This is a genomic window from Colwellia sp. RE-S-Sl-9, from assembly GCF_048296855.1.
Lineage (GTDB): Bacteria > Pseudomonadota > Gammaproteobacteria > Enterobacterales > Alteromonadaceae > Pseudocolwellia.
This window is the reverse complement of sequence record NZ_CP182631.1, coordinates 3,681,889-3,700,453: the sequence shown is the minus strand read 5'-3', so window position 1 is coordinate 3,700,453 and position 18,565 is coordinate 3,681,889. Positions and strand designations below refer to the sequence as shown.

14 protein-coding genes are annotated in these 18,565 nt (G+C 37.9%); 13 read left to right on the top strand and 1 reads right to left on the bottom strand.

What is annotated here, in order from left to right:
- Positions 1–4: 4 nt before the first annotated feature.
- Positions 5–1,387: a UDP-N-acetylmuramate:L-alanyl-gamma-D-glutamyl-meso-diaminopimelate ligase gene (gene mpl / locus ACM9HF_RS15995; protein ID WP_473611172.1), complete on the bottom strand. Its 1,383-nt coding sequence runs from the start codon at positions 1,385–1,387 to the stop codon at positions 5–7.
- A 175-nt stretch (positions 1,388–1,562) separates the two neighbouring features.
- On the opposite strand from mpl, the gene ACM9HF_RS15990 reads away from it, so the two are divergent.
- The 13 genes from ACM9HF_RS15990 to astD all read left to right on the top strand — a co-directional run bounded on the left by ACM9HF_RS15990 (position 1,563) and on the right by astD (position 18,422).
- Positions 1,563–2,732, top strand: coding sequence for a YcbX family protein (locus tag ACM9HF_RS15990; RefSeq protein WP_473611168.1), 1,170 nt, complete (start codon positions 1,563–1,565; stop codon positions 2,730–2,732).
- 3 nt (positions 2,733–2,735) lie between these two features.
- Positions 2,736–3,470 carry a 5-oxoprolinase subunit PxpA gene (locus ACM9HF_RS15985; RefSeq protein ID WP_473611165.1) on the top strand — a complete coding sequence of 245 codons (735 nt, stop codon included), beginning with the start codon at positions 2,736–2,738 and terminating at the stop codon, positions 3,468–3,470.
- Positions 3,471–3,485: 15 nt separating this feature from the next.
- Positions 3,486–4,241 (top strand): 5-oxoprolinase subunit PxpB, encoded by a 756-nt coding sequence (gene pxpB / locus ACM9HF_RS15980; RefSeq protein WP_473611161.1) that lies wholly within the window; start codon positions 3,486–3,488, stop codon positions 4,239–4,241.
- Positions 4,241–5,239, top strand: coding sequence for a 5-oxoprolinase subunit C family protein (locus tag ACM9HF_RS15975; RefSeq protein ID WP_473611157.1), 999 nt, complete (start codon positions 4,241–4,243; stop codon positions 5,237–5,239). The genes pxpB and ACM9HF_RS15975 overlap by 1 nt, the downstream gene beginning before the upstream one ends.
- A 252-nt stretch (positions 5,240–5,491) precedes the next feature.
- The gene (locus tag ACM9HF_RS15970) at positions 5,492–6,961 is read left to right on the top strand and encodes a NarK family nitrate/nitrite MFS transporter (RefSeq protein WP_473611153.1); all 1,470 of its coding nucleotides are present in this window, start codon (positions 5,492–5,494) and stop codon (positions 6,959–6,961) included.
- Complete coding sequence (locus tag ACM9HF_RS15965; protein ID WP_473611149.1) at positions 6,951–8,753, top strand: bifunctional protein-serine/threonine kinase/phosphatase; 1,803 nt, start codon at positions 6,951–6,953, stop codon at positions 8,751–8,753. The genes ACM9HF_RS15970 and ACM9HF_RS15965 overlap by 11 nt, the downstream gene beginning before the upstream one ends.
- 292 nt (positions 8,754–9,045) lie before the next feature.
- On the top strand, positions 9,046–11,604 hold the full coding sequence (gene nirB, locus ACM9HF_RS15960; RefSeq protein WP_473611145.1) for a nitrite reductase large subunit NirB: 2,559 nt from the start codon (positions 9,046–9,048) through the stop codon (positions 11,602–11,604).
- A gap of 11 nt (positions 11,605–11,615) precedes the next feature.
- Positions 11,616–11,948 (top strand): nitrite reductase small subunit NirD, encoded by a 333-nt coding sequence (nirD, locus tag ACM9HF_RS15955; protein WP_473611140.1) that lies wholly within the window; start codon positions 11,616–11,618, stop codon positions 11,946–11,948.
- Positions 11,949–12,184: 236 nt separating this feature from the next.
- Positions 12,185–12,784 (top strand): anthranilate synthase component II, encoded by a 600-nt coding sequence (locus ACM9HF_RS15950; RefSeq protein ID WP_473611137.1) that lies wholly within the window; start codon positions 12,185–12,187, stop codon positions 12,782–12,784.
- A gap of 170 nt (positions 12,785–12,954) precedes the next feature.
- Positions 12,955–14,100, top strand: a complete 1,146-nt coding sequence (locus tag ACM9HF_RS15945; protein ID WP_473611133.1) for an HDOD domain-containing protein — start codon at positions 12,955–12,957, stop codon at positions 14,098–14,100.
- A gap of 363 nt (positions 14,101–14,463) precedes the next feature.
- The gene (locus ACM9HF_RS15940; RefSeq protein WP_473611129.1) at positions 14,464–15,678 is read left to right on the top strand and encodes an aspartate aminotransferase family protein; all 1,215 of its coding nucleotides are present in this window, start codon (positions 14,464–14,466) and stop codon (positions 15,676–15,678) included.
- 164 nt (positions 15,679–15,842) lie between these two features.
- Entirely contained in the window at positions 15,843–16,859 is a 1,017-nt protein-coding gene (gene astA / locus ACM9HF_RS15935) for an arginine N-succinyltransferase (protein ID WP_473611126.1), read from the top strand.
- Between the two features lie 90 nt (positions 16,860–16,949).
- Positions 16,950–18,422 carry a succinylglutamate-semialdehyde dehydrogenase gene (gene astD, locus ACM9HF_RS15930; protein ID WP_473611122.1) on the top strand — a complete coding sequence of 491 codons (1,473 nt, stop codon included), beginning with the start codon at positions 16,950–16,952 and terminating at the stop codon, positions 18,420–18,422.
- The last annotated feature ends 143 nt before the right edge of the window (positions 18,423–18,565 follow it).

Sequence of the window (18,565 nt, the reverse complement as noted above, 5' to 3'; positions counted from 1 at the left end):
CCTTTTACTGTTTGTCTGCTAACGAACTAAGAAGTTTGTTATGTATGTCGCCAAAACCGCCGTTACTCATAACCACTATGGTGTCGTTGGCTTGTGCTTGCTCGGTAATGTTCTCAACTAAGCCCGCTAAGTCAGCACTTACAACACAAGGGGCTTTACAGTCTTTTATTAAGTCTTCAACCGACCAGTCAACGCCATCACCTTGGTAAATAAAAACAAAATCGGCATTATCGAGCGAAGCCGCTAAGGTGTCTTTATGTACGCCTGATTTCATGGTGTTTGAGCGAGGTTCCAGTACCGCAATAATACGCTGTTCGCCTACATGATCACGAACACCTGTCAGTGTTTTAGTAATTGCCGTTGGATGATGAGCAAAATCGTCAAACACTTTAATGCCATTTACTGTGCCGCGAAGCTCTAAACGTCGTTTGGTATTAACAAATTCAGCAAGTGCTTCAATACCTACGTCACTTGGTACGCCAGCATGTCGTGCTGCAGCAATCGCCATTAAGCCGTTTTCAATATTAAAGTCGCCAATTAAATCCCACTTAACGGTGCCCTGCACTTCGCCTTTAAAGCTAACGATAAACTCGCTTCCATCTGCTTTAAGTTTTTCGGCATACCAGCCTTGGTTGCTATTTTTATCGCCGCTATTGCTAAGAGTACTTTGTTGCGTAGGTGTCCAGCAGCCTTTTTCAATGGTTTCAGTAATCGCTTGCTCACCTTGCGGATAAAGCACTAAGCCGTTACTTGGCACCATTCTAATAAGGTGATGAAATTGTTTTTGAATATCACTTAAATCATCAAAAATATCAGCGTGATCAAACTCTAAATTGTTGATCACTAAAGTACGTGGTCGGTAATGTACAAACTTAGATCGTTTATCAAAAAAGGCAGTGTCGTATTCATCGGCTTCAATTACAAAAAATGGTGACTCGCCTAGTCGAGCTGAACTTTCAAAGTTTTGTGGTACGCCGCCAATTAAATAACCCGGCGCCATTTTGGCGTATTCTAAAATCCACGTTAGCATGCTGCTGGTGGTGGTTTTACCGTGCGTACCTGAAACCGCCAGCACCCAGCGATCTTTCAACACGTTTTCGAGTAACCATTGCGGGCCCGATGTATAAGCAATATTACGGTCTAATACATATTCAACCATAGGATTACCGCGTGACATCGCATTGCCTACTATCACTAGATCAGGCTCGTCTTTTAAATGCTCTATTTGGTAACCTTGTTTTAGCTCAATACCAAGCTCTTCGAGCTGAGTGCTCATTGGTGGATACACGTTAGCATCGCAACCTGAAACTCGATGCCCTAACTGTTTTGCAATGGCGGCAATTCCGCCCATAAATGTGCCACAAATACCTAAAATATGAATATGCATATGCCTACCAAAAACTCAAAAATAACAACCTTGTAATATCATAGCAATATACCTTAGTCACCATAGGTAACACTAGCCGAACATGCATTTTATTCTATATCTGTGATTGAATCACAAGTGAGTTACGCGTAAATTAGGCTTACATTGACGTTATGAAAATAAATAAGGAAATAGCGTGACCAATATAGCATTACAATCAATTTCAGTTTATCCGATTAAATCATCGTCAAATATTCAACTTTCAAATAGCTGGGTAGAAGAATTAGGCTTAGCTTTTGACCGACGTTTTTTAGTTGCTACTGAAAAAGGTGAAATGCTTACCGCGAGAACCGAACCACGCTTATGTTTAATTCAAGCCAATTTAACCGCAAACGGAATTAACATTACGGCGCCGGGTATGCCTGTTTTGTTGGTTGAATATTCAAAGCTATCAACCGAATACCAAAAAACAGCGATATGGAGCACAGCCTTAAACGGTCAAAAAAGTGCCGAACATTATAACCAGTGGTTTAGCCGATATTTAAACAAGCCTTGCCAGTTATTATTTTTTGGCGACGAGTCGGAACGCTTTGTTAAAAATAAAAATAGCCAAGTAGGTTTTGCTGACGGTTATCCTATTTTACTTATTTCTCAGCAATCTCTTACTCATTTAAACCAAAAACTAGGCACAAATCATATTGCGTCTATGGCACAATTTAGACCTAACTTGGTTGTAGATGGTTGCAACGGTTTTGATGAAGATACATGGAAACATATCCGAATAGGTGAAGTAGAGTTTGAAGTAACTAAGCCTTGTTCTCGTTGTATTTTCACAACAATAAATCCCGAAACAGCTGAGAAGAATAGCCAACAAGAACCCTTAAAAACATTGAAGTCGTTCCGACAAGTTGAAAATGGCGATGTTATGTTTGGTCAAAACTTGGTACCGCTGAACCAAGGGCAAATTAAAATAGGCGACAAAGTTGAAATAATTGAAACCAAACAACCTCCTATTTTTGTAGTAAAAGAGACTAAACAAATGAAAGATAAAGCTAGCCAAGATCCTACGCCAGTAAAAGTAAATAAAAAACCGAAGCTTAACTTTAGCTCTTGGAACAAAGAAGTTGTAGGTAACAACAAAGGCACTATTTTAGAACAAGCTGAAGATGCGGGTTTAATTTTACCTTACTCATGCCGAGGTGGAATGTGCGGACGCTGTAAAATAAAACTTGATAGCGGCAACGTTGAAGAATTATCAACAGATGGTTTGTCTGAAAAAGATAAAGAACAAGGTTATGTTTTAGCTTGTAGCGCTATTCCAAAATCAGATGTAGTGCTGAGTAAACCACTTAGGCCGAAAAGGTAAACCATGAAACTCAACTGCGATTTAGGTGAAAAAGTGCATGATAACGATGCGTTAATTATGCCTTATATCGACATGGCGAATATCGCTTGTGGCTTTCATGCTTCAGATCCTTTAACAATATTGAACACTATAAAGTTAGCACTTACACACAAGGTAACTATTGGTGCGCATCCTAGTTATAACGACAAAGACAACTTTGGTCGCATCACAGTAAGTTATTCCGCCGAAGAACTTATTGCTCTTATTCAGTACCAAATAGGTGCAATGCACGCGATATGTGTCAGCAACAATGCTCAGCTTAGTTATGTAAAACCTCATGGCGCTTTGTATAACGACATGATGAAAAGCGCTGTAATATTCGAACAAGTGTGCCAAGCTATTTCAGGCCTTGATGCTTCTCTTCCTTTATTAATACAAGCATTACCTGATACGGATAAAAACTTTATCGCCCTAAAAAAAATAGCATCTACGTACCATGTTTCTTTATTATTTGAAGCCTTTGCTGACAGAGAATATACCGACGATGGTTTACTCGTATCTCGCAGTGAAGAAAACGCGGTAATACATGACACAGATAAAATTATCGCTCGATGTGAAAAGCTAATCAAAGATAATCAATTCATCAGTATTAACGGAAAAACATTACCCTTAACCGTCGATTCTCTTTGTGTACATGGCGATAACCCCGCAGCAATTAAAGTAGTAAAAAAGCTTCATCAATTACTACAAACTCAATAGAGCCACTCACAATACATGTCTAAACATATTAAAAGTACAAAAGATTTACCCTTAGTTACACTTTCATATATGAGTGAAAATGCGGTATTACTTGAGTGGCCTGAAAAAGTTTGTGCGGTGCAACATCAGCATATAATGCATTGCCAGCAACAAATTGGTTTAGTACTTAAAAGCACAGTTATAGATTCAATTGCCAGCTATGCCAGCCTGATTATTTATTATAAATTTGATCAAATAACTCACGACTCGTTAAACACTCTTTTGCTCAATGTGGTGCAAACAAACAATTTACTGAATAAAAACTTAACACTTCCTAAACAAACGTCAGAAACCGAAATAGAAATACCCGTTTATTACGGTGAAGAAGCGGGTTGGGATATTCAAAACGTTGCACAACAAACGCAATTAACTCGTGCTGAAGTTATTCAATACCATACACAAACAACGTATCGAGCTTATGCGTTAGGTTTTACTCCCGGTTTTTGTTATTTAGGTGAGCTTGTATCTAGATTACAGTTACCTCGAAAATCATCTCCGAGATTGTCGGTTCCTAAAGGTGCCGTTGCTATTGCCGAGCAACAAACAGCGGTTTACCCAAATAGCAGTCCCGGTGGTTGGCATATTATTGGGCAAACACCTCTCGATATGTATAACGTTAAAAATGGCGAGTTTGAAAGTACTATTCGTGTTGGTCAGTCAGTAAAATTTGTATCTATTACTCAAGCTGAATTTTTATCTTTAGGCGGTGAGCTTATAAAGGAACCAGCTTAATGAATAAGCGCGTAAAACATAACGCTAATAACTATTTAACAGTGATCAAAAAAAATGGATTGTGTAGTATTCAAGATCTGGGTCGATTATCAAGTCAGCACCTAGGATTTAGTGCTGGTGGCGCAGCAGACGAATACGCATTTTTATTTGCTAACTATCTGTTAGGCAACAACCAAAACAATGCCCAGCTAGAAATCACCTTAGGGCAAATAACGTTTAAAGCTGCACAAGATTGCACCATAGCGATTACAGGAGCTGATTGCTGCGTTTTTATAAACGACAACCCTATTGAAAATTGGCAAGCTCACCAAGTTAGTGCTAACGATGTAATACGTTTTGGCCAGCCTAAAGTAGGCTTACACACATACCTAGCAATTACTGGCGGTATTCAAAGTCAACAATGGCTAAATAGCCAATCGCAAACATCAACCGAAAGTCGTTTAGGTTTTGGTGCAACAGCAATTGTTGACGGGAGTAAAATCGAGTTAGCGAACACCTGTTTTGCGAGTAAAAACCATAATCAACATACCACTAACATAAACTATAAACGCCAGCTAACACCAAGCCATTTTTACAATAATATTCAAGAAACATTAATATTACGTTTTATTCCACAGTCTTTATTTTTAAGGCTTAGCAGTAAAGAGCAAGCTCTACTTTGTGAACACCCTTTTACCATTTCACCAGAGAGTAATCGCATGGGATATCGCTTGTCGACGTTACCTGAAAAGGTTATTACAGCGGTCACTAATTTACCTAAGCCTACACTTTCAAAACCCGTTACTTTTGGTGCAATTCAACTCCCTAGTAATAATCAACCGATTATTTTAATGAAAGAAAGACAAACCATAGGCGGCTACCCTGTTTTAGGGTGTGTTATTCAAACTGATTTATTTAAACTCAGTCAGTTGCGCTCCGGCAATAAAGTACAGTTTATGCCAACCACACTTAGCTTTGCACAACAGCAACTAAGCGCTTTGTATCAAAAATTTAATTAACCATACCCGTTACCAATCAAGAGGCTATTTCAGAGCATCGTAAATGATACGGGTATAAACCATTAATTTCAGTTCGCACTGTAAGCGTGCAAAATTTCAAGAACAGTGCAACACATCACGTAAACCTAGCGCACATAAAAAATAAACAACTGATAATTAACAACAAAAATAGTTTACATCAGTGGCACTAGGCTTGCTCTTATCATACCAATAGTTTTTATTTTCAAATTTAAATGGAATGGTGAATACGAAATGAGCGGTCAAGCTGGCATTAACTTATTATCTTTTACAGGAAAAATGAAGGTTCTCCACTTAAGTTGGATGGCCTTTTTCATCACCTTTATGGTGTGGTTTAACTTCGCGCCTTTATTATCAGTTATTGGCGATAGCTTAGGTTTAACAAGCAGTGAACTTAAAACACTCATGCTACTTAACGTAGCGCTTACTATTCCTGCTCGTATTATTATAGGTATGCTTACCGATAAATACGGACCCCGTTTAGTTTACGCCTTATTATTAGGTGTATGTAGTATTCCGTGTTTTATGTTTGCTTTTGCAAATAGCTTTGAGCAAGCCGCTATTTCTCGCTTTTTATTAGGCTTTATTGGTGCTGGTTTTGTTATTGGTATTCGTATGGTATCTGAGTGGTTTCCGGCAAACGAATTAGGTACTGCTGAAGGTATTTATGGTGGCTGGGGTAACTTTGGTTCTGCCGCTGCAGCAATGAGTTTACCGACTATTGCCTTATTATTTGGTGGTGAAGATGGCTGGAGATACTCAATAGCAATAACGGGTATTTTAAGCTTAGTATTTAGTTTTATTTGGTATGCAAACGTTAGCGATACACCTAAAGGTTCAACCTATTTTAAACCTAAACAAACCGGTGCAATGGAAGTAACGAGCGTACCTGATTTTTATTTATTACTGTTAATGAAATTACCTATGTACGGCGCATTAGCTTTACTTGCATGGAAACTTTCACCATCAGGCGTTCAACTATTAACAGAAAACACAACGTTAGCAGCTTACCTAGCACTTGTTATTTTATTCGCAATAGAAGTAAAACAAACCTACAAAGTAAATGGGCACTTATTTCAAAAAGAAGTACCTGAAGCGCATCGTTACAAATTTAAACAAGTTGCGGTATTAAACGTACTTTATTTTGCTACCTTTGGTTCTGAGTTAGCGGTTATTTCAATGTTACCTTTATTTTTTGCGGAAACCTTTGAACTTGATATGGTTTACGCGGCTATGCTGGCTTCAATGTATGCTTTTATGAACTTAATGTCTCGTCCTGGTGGTGGTTGGTTAAGTGATAAGTTTGGCCGTAAAAAAACCTTACTTATTTTAACAGCAGGTTTAGCTATTGGTTACTTTACCGTGTCGCTTATCGATAATTCGTGGCCTTTAGCAATTGCAGTGCTTACTGTTATGGCATGTTCATTCTTCGTTCAAGCGGGTGAAGGTGCAGTATTTGCTGCAGTACCGTTAATTAAGCGCCGCTTAACAGGCCAAATAGCTGGTATGACTGGGGCTTACGGAAACGTAGGTGCAGTGGTTTATTTAACCGTATTATCAATGGTAAGCTATGAAGTATTCTTTTTAGTTATTGCGGCTACGGCAGTTGTTGGTTTTATCGCATTATTATTTATGCAAGAACCTAGAGGTACAATTACCGAAGTACGTGAAGACGGTAGCATTGAGCTAATTAATGTCTCTTAATTCTTCAGAAAAAAATGAGCCTAATACCACAGGCTCAACCCGTAACAGCCAAAAGGCATTAAATAAATTAAATGTGTCTTTTGGTGGTTACAGCATTGCAGGAAAAAAACCAGAAAACCAAGATGCTTTTGCCGCACTCGTTCCAAAAGCCAGCGAAGTAATATCGAAAGGTGTTGTTGCTACTATTGCAGACGGTGTTTCTAGCGCCAGTCGTGCTGCTGATGCAGCCCAAGTATCTGTTACTCAATTTATTAATGATTATTACGCTACACCTGACACTTGGTCTACCCAAAAGTCAGCCTCTAAAGTACTCACTAGTTTAAATCAGTGGCTATCTTCTCAAACTGATTCTGACAGTGGCGAAGCATTACAATGGCTGACCACCTTTACCTCTTTAATTGTTAAGTCGTCAACGGGATATGTATTTCATGTAGGCGACACACGTCTAAGTGTTTATCGTCAAAACGATATAGAAATAATTACTCGAGATCATAACCGTAGAAGTGGTAATGGTAGTAATCATTTAGTATTAACACGTGCTTTAGGCGCAGATTTTCGTTTGAAAGTAGACGTACATCAAATAGATGTAAAAGCAGGCGATATTTATATATTAACCTGCGATGGCGTACACGATTTTTTATCAAACGCGGCTATCCAATCAAAATTAAATGATTTACCCCAAAATCCTACCAGTGACGATTTAGAAACGGTTAGCAAAAGCATTGTAAATTTTGCTTTAGAGGTAGGCAGTAACGACAATATTAGTTGTTTGCTGATGTATATTGGCGGCACACCGAATCGCGAACTCGCTGAAATAGAAAGAGATTTATTAAGTAAAACGATTCCTCCTGCCCTTGATGTAGGAATGAAGATAGACAACTACAAAGTATGTAAAGTTATTCACGCCAGCATACGATCTCATTTATACCTTGTTCAGCATGAATCAGACCCAACACTTCGTGTGTTAAAAGTCCCTTCTGAAAACTTTGCTGACGATATGTTTTATCTACAAGGTTTTATGCGCGAAGCTTGGATTGGTGAACGTGTAAACCATCGTAATGTTATGCGTGTACAAAGCGCTGATACTAACAGCAAGTTTTTATACCATGTGTGCGAATATATTGAAGGCCAAACATTATCTGAATGGATACACGACAATCCAAATCCTAGCATTGCACAAGTGCGCGATATTCTAGAGCAGGTGATCAACGCCCTACGTACCTTTCAGCGTTTAGACTTAGTGCACCGTGATTTAAAACCAGACAACATCATGATTGATACGTACGGAAAAGTAACACTTATTGACTACGGTACCGTACTTGTGGCCTCGTTAGAAGAAAACAGCAATAACGTAGCTGAGTCTGTTCCACAAGGTTCTTTAAATTATATTGCCCCTGAAACCTTACTCACACTACATGCAGATCATAAAAGTGATTTGTTTTCATTAGGTGTTATCGCTTACGAAATGCTATGCGGAAATTTACCTTATAAACCTATGGTGAGAGCTGAAGTTACCTTTAGTGATTATGCGCATTTTCAATATAAAAAAATTAGTCATTATAGAAAAGACTTACCTTTGTGGTTAGATTTAGCGCTTAAAAAAGCTACGCAAGCAGATCCTGCTCTTAGATATCAATCATTTTCAGAATTTTACGCTGATATGAGTAAGCCAAACATCAACGCGTTACAAGAGTACAAAAAGCAACCCATCATGCAGCGTAATCCTATTCAGTTTTGGCAAGGCATGTCAGCTATATTGTTTGTGGTTTTAATGATTTCACTATCACTCTAAACATATACCTGCTTGTTCACAGGTTACAAAAAGCGCTCCCAAAATTTAAACTCCACGATTAGGTAATAGCATTTAAACATGCACAGGTCTTGTGCGCATTTCTCTTCACACTAGTGCACTTTCATAATATAAACACTATGAAAATAACATAATGCACTGATATATATAATTTAAAATTCATGGCACTGTGTTTGCAATATCCTTACTAAGTCGAGGTGAATTACAACGTCCTGTATTTCCCACCTCAGTTCCGCATCGATGCGGCATTAAATAGTTAAGTAGGATTGTGAGTATGAGCGCAAAACAAAAAATTGTTGTAGTAGGTAACGGTATGGTTGGTCATCACTTTGTTGATGAAATGGCCAAGTATGAAGGTTACGAAATTACCGTATTATCTGCTGAAGATAGACTCGCCTATGACCGTGTTCATTTATCTGAATACTTTTCAGGTAAAACGGCTGATGATTTAGCCCTAACAACACCCGAGCATTACAACGAATTAGGGGTAAAGTTTTTTACTAACGCTAAAGTGACGAATATCAATAAAGCTGAGAAAATAGTTAGTACAGAAACCGGTGATAAATACCCTTACGACAAACTCGTTTTAGCAACAGGTTCTTACCCTTTTGTTCCTCCTATTCCAGGTAAAGAAAGAGATCACTGTTTAGTTTATCGCACAATTGACGATCTTGATGCGATTCAAGCATCTGCAAGCTCAGGCAAAGTAGGAGTGGTTGTAGGTGGTGGTTTATTAGGTCTCGAAGCAGCTAACGCATTAAAAGAGCTTGGTTTACAAACACATGTTGTTGAATTTGCACCGCAGTTAATGGGTGTTCAGCTTGACAAAGACGGCGGCGAATTACTTCGTAATATGATTGAAGGCATTGGTGTTCAAGTTCATACACAAAAAGCCACGCAAGAAATTATAGACGGAGAAGACTGCGTACATCGCATGGTGTTTGCTGACGGAACCCATTTAGAAACCGACCTTATTTTATTTTCTGCTGGTATTCGCCCTTACGATAACTTAGCTCGCGACTTTGACCTACAAATAGGTGAGCGTGGTGGTATTGTTGTTAATAACGAGTGTCAAACCTCAGATGAAAACATTTATGCGATTGGTGAATGCGCCCTTTGGAATAACTTTATATACGGTCTTGTAGCACCGGGTTACACCATGGCTAAAGTAGCAGCTGATAACATTATTGGTGGCGAGCAACAATTTACGGGTGCTGATATGAGTACCAAGTTAAAACTCATGGGAATGGACGTGGGTTCTATCGGTGATGCACACGCACGTACTGCTGGTGCGCAATCATATACCTACTTTAACGAACCAGATGATGTATACAAGAAGATAGTAGTCAGTGCTGATGGAAAAACACTTTTAGGTGCTGTACTTGTTGGCGACACAAGCGAATACGATTCACTATTACAATATGCATTAAATGCGATTGAATTACCTGAAAAGCCAGACAGCTTAATATTACCAAGTGCTGGTGAAAAACCAACATTAGGCGTTGATGCTTTACCTGAAAGCGCTACTATTTGTTCGTGTTTAAACGTTACAAAAGGCGACATTATTGGCGCGATTGACGCTGGAGCATGTGATGTAGCCGCTGTAAAATCTTGTACAAAAGCAACTACAGGATGTGGTGGTTGTGCTGCATTAGTTAAAACGGTAACCGACCACGAATTAGCCAAACGCGGTGTTGAAGTAAGTACTGATATTTGTGAGCATTTTGCTTACAGCCGTATTGAACTGTTTCACATTGTTAAAGCTGAAAAAATTAGAAACTTTGATACCTTAATTGAAAAACATGGTTGCGGTATGGGCTGTGAAATTTGTAAACCTGCTGTAGGTTCAATTTTATCGTCAGTATGGAACGACTACATATTAAAAGAAGATCATTTACCACTACAAGACACCAACGATACTTACCTAGGTAACATGCAAAAAGATGGTACCTATTCAATCGTACCTCGTATGCCAGGCGGTGAAGTAACCCCTGAACGTCTTATCGTGATTGGTGAAGTTGCTAAAGAATACAACTTATACACCAAAGTAACAGGCGGACAACGTATCGATTTATTTGGCGCCCGTGTAGATCAACTGCCTGATATTTGGGAAAAGTTAATTGCTGCCGGTATGGAAACAGGTCACGCCTACGGTAAATCTTTACGTACCGTTAAATCATGTGTTGGTAGTACTTGGTGTCGTTACGGTGTTCAAGACAGTATGGCTATGGCGATATTTTTAGAAAATCGTTACAAAGGCCTACGCTCACCTCATAAAATTAAATTTGCAGTGTCTGGTTGTACTCGTGAATGTGCAGAAGCGCAAAGTAAAGATATAGGTGTAATTGCAACAGAAAACGGTTGGAACTTATACGTTAGTGGTAATGGTGGTATGAAACCTCGCCACGGTGATTTATTTGCAACTGACCTTGATGACGAAACCTTAGTTAAATATATCGACCGTTACTTAATGTTTTATGTACGTACGGCAGATCGTTTAACACGTACATCAGTATGGCTAGACAACCTTGAAGGCGGTTTAGAGTATATGCAAAAGGTGGTTATTAACGATCACTTAGGCGTAAACGCTGAGCTTGAAAGCCAAATGGAAGCTGTAGTTGAAACTTACCAATGTGAATGGAAAACAACCATTGAAGATCCAAAACAGTTAAAACGTTTCCGCCAATTTGTAAACTCTAAAGCAACAGATGAGAACATTGAATTTGTTACCGAACGTGATCAAATTCGACCGGCACGCGGCGAAGAAAAACGCTACAAAGGTGTGCAAATTCACACCGTAGATATTTCAGAACCAGAAGCAGAAACCGTTTAAGGAGCACAAATATGACAATTGAAAAAAAATGGCAAACCATTTGCCACAAAGATGATTTAGTTAAAAACTCTGGTGTTTGTGCATTACTAGAAAACGAAGAGCAAATTGCGATATTTCAAGTTAAAGACCAAGTATTTTCGGTGGGTAACTGGGATCCCATTGGCGAAGCAAATGTTTTATATCGTGGATTAATTGGCGATAAAAAAGGAGATATTTATGTTGCTTCACCTTTATACAAACAACGCTTTGTTTTAAATAGCGGCAAATGCTTAGACGACGAAAACGTAGCCATTAAAACCTACGATACTCGTTTACAAAATGATGAAGTACAAGTATTAGTATAATGCTCGACTTAGCGCAGTAACTAATTTATTAAGTTACTGCGCATTTTTCTTTCAAACGTTACTTTAAACAATAACAATTCAAATTACTTACCCTAAATCATCCTTAGCGCCAGCATAACTTATCTTTATTATTACTCATTTGAAGCAAATAAAAGGTGTATTGTCAGACTGACATGATTAGAATAAGCGCCGATAGTAATAAACTTCTTTTTTACCTAATACAAAGGACAAACTGCTTGTTATTAATGATCGACAATTACGACTCTTTTACATTCAATTTAGTGCATTATTTTCAGTCACTAGGACAAGAAGTAAAAGTATGTAGAAACGATCAAATAACCATTAAAGAAATAAAAACGTTAGCCCCACATTACATTGTTATTTCACCTGGTCCTTGTGATCCAAATTCTGCAGGAATTTCATTAGCAGTTATAGAACATTTCGCCGGAAAAATACCATTATTAGGTGTTTGCTTAGGTCACCAGTGTATAGCCCAGCACTATGGTGCGAGTGTTGAAAAAGCATCAAAAGTAATGCACGGTAAAACCAGTAGTATTAGCCATAACAACAGTGGAATATTTGAAACATTAAATAATCCGCTCACGGTTACTCGATACCACTCTTTAATTGTTAATAAAAATACCTTACCAGCAGAATTAAGTATTACCGCATGGAGCCATGATAATAATAGCGATGAAATAATGGCCCTTTCTCACACGAGTCTTCCTATAGAAAGTGTACAATTTCATCCTGAATCGGTTTTAACAGAGCAGGGGCACCAATTACTTAACAACTTTATTACCTTATATAAAAATTACGCATGTAGTTATGAGTAATAACCTGTAATGTAAATAATATTAACGCAATAACGGATTAATGACTCTGGTTGACTATAATACGAAGTGATACAACGAATAACTTACTCTGAATACTCATGATTAACTCCCTATATCCGATATAGATGATAATAAAAATTTAATATAATAAGAATTCTAGAATTTTTAACATGCAACTATTTAATAACAACGAACACGTTTTAACGATATACAATAAATCTATTAGCTTACTCATTGGTAAAGATTTTACTGAGCAGCGCAATGGAAAAATTATAGTGTCTGAAAATCAAGACAGCGAACAACTCAATCGTCGTAGACAGTTATTAGCTATAGAAGAAGAAGCAAACAAAAACAAAATTATTGAAGCCCATGGACAAAATTATTTTAAAGCACAAGTCATGGAGCAGTTTTTTACCAAAGTAAACGAACAAGTTAACGCCCTATTTGATAATAAAGATAGTCTGTATAACGACATTCTAAAAATTGAAGAAGCAGGCCCGTCGGTACTCGAGCTTTTATGTTTAAAGGCAACCTCAATTAAGCGTATTGCGCCATTAATTAACTCACTTCCATGGTTATCAACAGAAGTTGTTAGTTTAGTGAATAAGCCTCAATATAGAAAACGTGCTGACGTACAAGTTAGTGATGCAAATTTAGCATTAAGCTATATCGGTTTAGATAACCTTAAACTTGTTATGCCAACCTTTATTTTAAAACATTGGCTACCTAGTACCACCTCCCCTTTCCCGTTACTTAAACGTAAACTATGGAACAACAGCCTTTCTATTGCACTCGCGTCATCAATACTTGCAGAACAAGAAGGGTTAGATAAATTTACCGCTTTTACTGCTGGTATGCTTAGTAATATAGGTTTATTAGCCGTGACTCGCTGTTGTTTACAAACTTATAATGAGCTACACCGAGTTAGCGTACAAAAAGCTTACGATAACAAAGATAAAAAACTACACGATGCGCTAGCTGAATTTGATTCATCACCTGAACTACTTTTAGCGCAGCTCACGTCTCAAAGTGACAAAGTAACAGCTGATATGATTGAGTTGATGCGTTTTGATCGCTTACAAATAACTGAACCCCTATTTGATTTAGCATATACCACTGAATATAAAAACTTGTCTCCTATGGCTAAAGTGGTCGCACAGGCAAAAACATTTGTTGCTTTTCGAAGCTTAGCTAAAGAAGAGTTAATATCAAAAGACGAAACTAAAGCCCTATTCGCCTCAGTAAAAATGACCTCAAAAAGCATTACTTTGTTAAATAAAAGCGATATTGATCACATAAAACTAATTTTTAAGTAAAAATATATTATTTTTTTTTGACTATTTATCACAATTATAAAACTTAGATAAATTCAACACGAATTTCAGTACCACAGCTGAATGGGAAATATTCCCATTCATTTACCCAGATATAGTTATTCATTTAAAATGAATAAAACCCTCCAAGCGCTTATTTTAAAAGGCTTTGAAGCATTTTATACAAGACAACCTGAAAATTTCCTGCCATAATAACTTCACTAAATAGGCTAAACTTTGTACCAAACTGATTAGCCAGTTTCTATACTTGTATTAATCGACACTTGTATTAATTAACAATATAAAATCGACTGAATATCATCGAACCTTATTAAATGGCATAGCGCCAATAAAGTGGAGTAAGCAATGACAAATCAATTTCCAGTAAGTCGCCCATTATTTGACGAAGTAATGGTACCAAATTATGCACCTTCTGACGTAATTCCTGTACGTGGTAAAGGTTCACGTGTTTGGGATCAGAACGATCGTGAATTTATCGATTTAGCTGGCGGAATTGCTGTTACATGTTTAGGCCATTGCCACCCTGCACTTACATCAGCATTATTAGAGCAAGGTAATAAAATTTGGCATTTAGCCAATGTAATGACCAACGAACCTGCATTAAGACTCGCTAAAAAATTAGTGGATGCCACTTTTGCAGAAAAAGTATTTTTTACTAATTCAGGTGCAGAATCAAACGAAGCAGCATTTAAACTTGCTCGTCGTTGGGCATTAGAAGAATACGGTGCTGAAAAATCGCAAATTATTGCTTTTAAACAAGGTTTCCATGGTAGAACTTTTTTTACCGTTACTGTTGGTGGACAAGAAGCTTACTCAGATGGCTTCGGTCCTAAGCCTGGTAATATCAGCCATGCTGAATATAACAATCTTGATAGCCTTAAAGCGCTTATTTCAGACAAAACATGTGCTGTTGTAATGGAACCTCTACAAGGCGAAGGTGGAGTTATTTCTCCTACAACTGAGTTTGTAAATGGTGTTCGTGAATTATGTGACCAACACAACGCGTTATTAATTTTTGACGAAGTACAAACAGGTGCAGGTAGAACAGGCGATTTATTTGCCTATATGGGACTTAATGTAACTCCAGACATTTTAACTAGTGCAAAATCTCTAGGCGGTGGCTTCCCTATTGGTGCAATGTTAACCACAACAGCAATAGCAAAACACTTAAAAGTTGGTACGCACGGTAGTACATACGGTGGCAACCCATTAGCTTGTGCAGTAGCCGAAGCAACGTTAAATACCATTAATACCCCTGAAGTATTGCAAGGTGTTAAAGACAAAGCTCAATTAATTGTGAATTCACTTAACGCCATTAACGCCAAATACAATGTATTCTCTGAAATCAGAGGTAAAGGCTTACTTATTGGTGCCGTATTAAATGAAAACTACGCAGGCAAAGCAAAAGACTTTTTAAACGCGGCAATGGACGAAGGAGCAATGGTATTAGTTGCAGGCGCAAACGTGATACGTTTTGCCCCTTCATTAGTGATACCTAATGAAGATATTATTGAAGGCTTAGCTCGCTTTGAAAAAGGCATAGCAAAACTCACTAAGTAGTTACATTTTAAAATACCAACAACAACATAACTTTTGTTGCTATAACCCACTTAACCTCATACTTATAGAGAGTTAAGTGGGTTAATCAAACACATTGCCATATTAATATAGCAATGGATCCATGACGTTATTTCACCAAGCTAAATATTTGTAGAGTTATTATTATGATCATTGTGCGCCCTATTCAACAACGAGATTACGATGCCCTATATCGTATCGCTGAAGAATCTGGACATGGTTTCACGTCCTTACCCGTAAATGAAGCCTTGTTAAAACAGCGTATTGAATCTGCTGAAGAATCATTCAAAAAAGAAGTTTCAAAGCCAGGTACTGAAGGCTACTTGTTTGTAATGGAAGATACAGAAACAGGCGACGTTGTAGGTACAAGTGGTATTGAGGCAGCAGTAGGGTTAGAGGATACTTTTTACCACTATCATTTAGGTAAAATAGTACACAGCTCAAGAGAACTTAATATATATAACACAGTAGAAACACTAACCTTATGTAATGACTACACCGGTGCTTCTGAAATTTGTACTTTATTTTTAAGTGAAAGTCACCGTAAAAATAAAAATGGTCGATTCTTATCAAGAGTGCGATTTTTATTTATGGCTGAACATCAAGAGCGCTTCGCCGAAACCGTTATCGCCGAAATGAGGGGTGTTTCAGACGACAGTGGTCGTTCCCCTTTCTGGGATTGGTTAGAAACTCACTTTTTTTCAATGGACTTTCCTACCGTCGATTACTTAACGGGAATAGGTAAGAAATCATTTATTGCTGAGCTTATGCCTAAATACCCTATTTACGTGAATTTACTGAGTAAATCGGCACAAGAAGTAATTAATCAAGTTCACAATAAAACTGTACCCGCATTAAAACTATTGGAAGCTGAAGGCTTCTGTCGCCGTGGTTATGTTGATATTTTTGACGCTGGCCCAACAGTGGAAAGCCAACTTAACAGTATTAAAACTATTAATGACAGCAAAAGGCATCAAGTCATTATCGGTGATGTAGATAGCGAAAATAACTATATTATTTGTAATACCAAGATCGAAAATTTTGTTGCTGTACAAGCAGCCATTAATTTTCAAGAAAAAACAAATCATGTGATTATTTCTGCAAGTACAGCACAAGCTTTACAGGTATCTGAAGGTGATTTGGTTCGCCTAGTAGAAAATTAAAAAACAATTATTAAAGCAAGTAACACATTTAAATAAACTTAATATTTCACAAAATAAAAACGACCTTTTAAAAGGTAATGAGGAACTAGCATGTCGCAAGCAATACAATTAATTAATGGCCAATGGCAAGAAGGCCTTGGCCATCAAGTTTCATCATTAAATCCGGCTAAAAATGAAGTCATCTGGCAAGGTAAATCAGCTTCACAAAGCCAAGTAAACGAAGCAGTGTTAAGTGCTCGTACTACTTTTGAATCTTGGGCTGATTTAACAGTAGATGATCGCCTAGTTGTTATTAATAAGTTTGGTGAATTACTCGCTGAAAACAAAGAAAGCTTAGCGCATACCATTGCTTTAGAAACAGGCAAACCTCTTTGGGAAACACGTACTGAAGTAGGCGCTATGATTGGTAAAATTAATATATCAATTAAAGCTCACGAAGAAAGAACAGGTACCGTTGAAAACCCTATGCCCGGCGCAAAAGCTTTTATACGCCATAAACCTCATGGTGTGGTTGCAGTATTTGGTCCTTATAATTTCCCTGGACATTTACCTAACGGACATATAATTCCAGCACTTATCGCAGGAAACACGCTTGTATTTAAACCAAGTGAACTAACACCAAAAGTAGCAGAAGAAACTGTAAAACTTTGGCTACAAGCGGGATTACCCAAGGGCGTGATTAACTTAGTTCAAGGTGAAGTTGAAACAGGTAAAGCACTAGCAAGCCATCCGCAAATAGACGGACTGTTTTTTACAGGCAGTTCAACTACAGGCCAATTATTGCATGAGCAATTTGGTGGTCAGCCAGGTAAAATTTTAGCCTTAGAGATGGGTGGTAATAATCCATTAATTGTTAAAGATGTTGCCGATATTAACGCCGTTGTTCACGACATCATTCAGTCAGCGTTTATATCAACAGGCCAACGCTGTACATGTTCACGACGCTTGTTCATAGAAAGCAATGCAGCTGGCGATGCTATTTTAGAAAAATTAATTGCATCAACTCAAGCCATTAAAATTGGTTACTTTGATGATGAAGAACAGCCTTTTATTGGCTCAATGATCTCAGAAAAAGCGGCCTTAAGTTTAGTTGCGGCTCAAACTCAATTACTTGAATTAGGTGGTAAAGCATTATTAGAAATGAAACACCTTGAAGTAGGTACAGGTTTTATTTCTCCGGGTATTATTGATGTAACAAACGTTACTAATATGCCAGACGACGAGCACTTCGGCCCCTTATTAAAAGTATACCGATACTCTGACTTAGATGCTGCAATTAATGAAGCGAATAATACCTCATTCGGTTTATCTGCAGGTTTATTGTCAGACAGCGAAGAAACCTATCAACACTTCTTCCGGAGAATTCGTGCAGGTATTGTGAACTGGAACAAGCCGCTTACTGGCGCCAGCAGTGCAGCACCGTTTGGTGGTATTGGAGCAAGTGGTAACCATAGAGCAAGTGCTTATTATGCCGCTGACTACTGTTCTTACCCTGTTGCTTCTGTTGAAGCAGAAAAAGTAAGTTTACCAGCAACATTAAGCCCAGGTATCACAATCAAATAAACGTTATTTATCATTTTTACGAAAAATAAAAGTAATGAAAGCAAGCAACCCCATTAAATTAGCTGGGATCCGTCCCAGCTTTTTCAAGAGTATCGATCAACTTTAGCCGTAACTTTATGGCGAATTAAACACACCTATCATTT

Excerpts from the sequence above, each read along its gene's own strand:
- ACM9HF_RS15945 (WP_473611133.1), top strand. The coding sequence starts at position 12,955 with ATGCAACTATTTAATAACAACGAACACGTTTTAACGATATACAATAAA.
- nirB (WP_473611145.1), top strand. The coding sequence starts at position 9,046 with ATGAGCGCAAAACAAAAAATTGTTGTAGTAGGTAACGGTATGGTTGGT.
- mpl (WP_473611172.1), bottom strand. The coding sequence starts at position 1,387 with ATGCATATTCATATTTTAGGTATTTGTGGCACATTTATGGGCGGAATT.
- ACM9HF_RS15940 (WP_473611129.1), top strand. The coding sequence starts at position 14,464 with ATGACAAATCAATTTCCAGTAAGTCGCCCATTATTTGACGAAGTAATG.
- astA (WP_473611126.1), top strand. The coding sequence starts at position 15,843 with ATGATCATTGTGCGCCCTATTCAACAACGAGATTACGATGCCCTATAT.
- ACM9HF_RS15975 (WP_473611157.1), top strand. The coding sequence starts at position 4,241 with ATGAATAAGCGCGTAAAACATAACGCTAATAACTATTTAACAGTGATC.
- ACM9HF_RS15965 (WP_473611149.1), top strand. The coding sequence starts at position 6,951 with ATGTCTCTTAATTCTTCAGAAAAAAATGAGCCTAATACCACAGGCTCA.
- astD (WP_473611122.1), top strand. The coding sequence starts at position 16,950 with ATGTCGCAAGCAATACAATTAATTAATGGCCAATGGCAAGAAGGCCTT.
- ACM9HF_RS15985 (WP_473611165.1), top strand. The coding sequence starts at position 2,736 with ATGAAACTCAACTGCGATTTAGGTGAAAAAGTGCATGATAACGATGCG.
- ACM9HF_RS15970 (WP_473611153.1), top strand. The coding sequence starts at position 5,492 with ATGAGCGGTCAAGCTGGCATTAACTTATTATCTTTTACAGGAAAAATG.
- pxpB (WP_473611161.1), top strand. The coding sequence starts at position 3,486 with ATGTCTAAACATATTAAAAGTACAAAAGATTTACCCTTAGTTACACTT.
- nirD (WP_473611140.1), top strand. The coding sequence starts at position 11,616 with ATGACAATTGAAAAAAAATGGCAAACCATTTGCCACAAAGATGATTTA.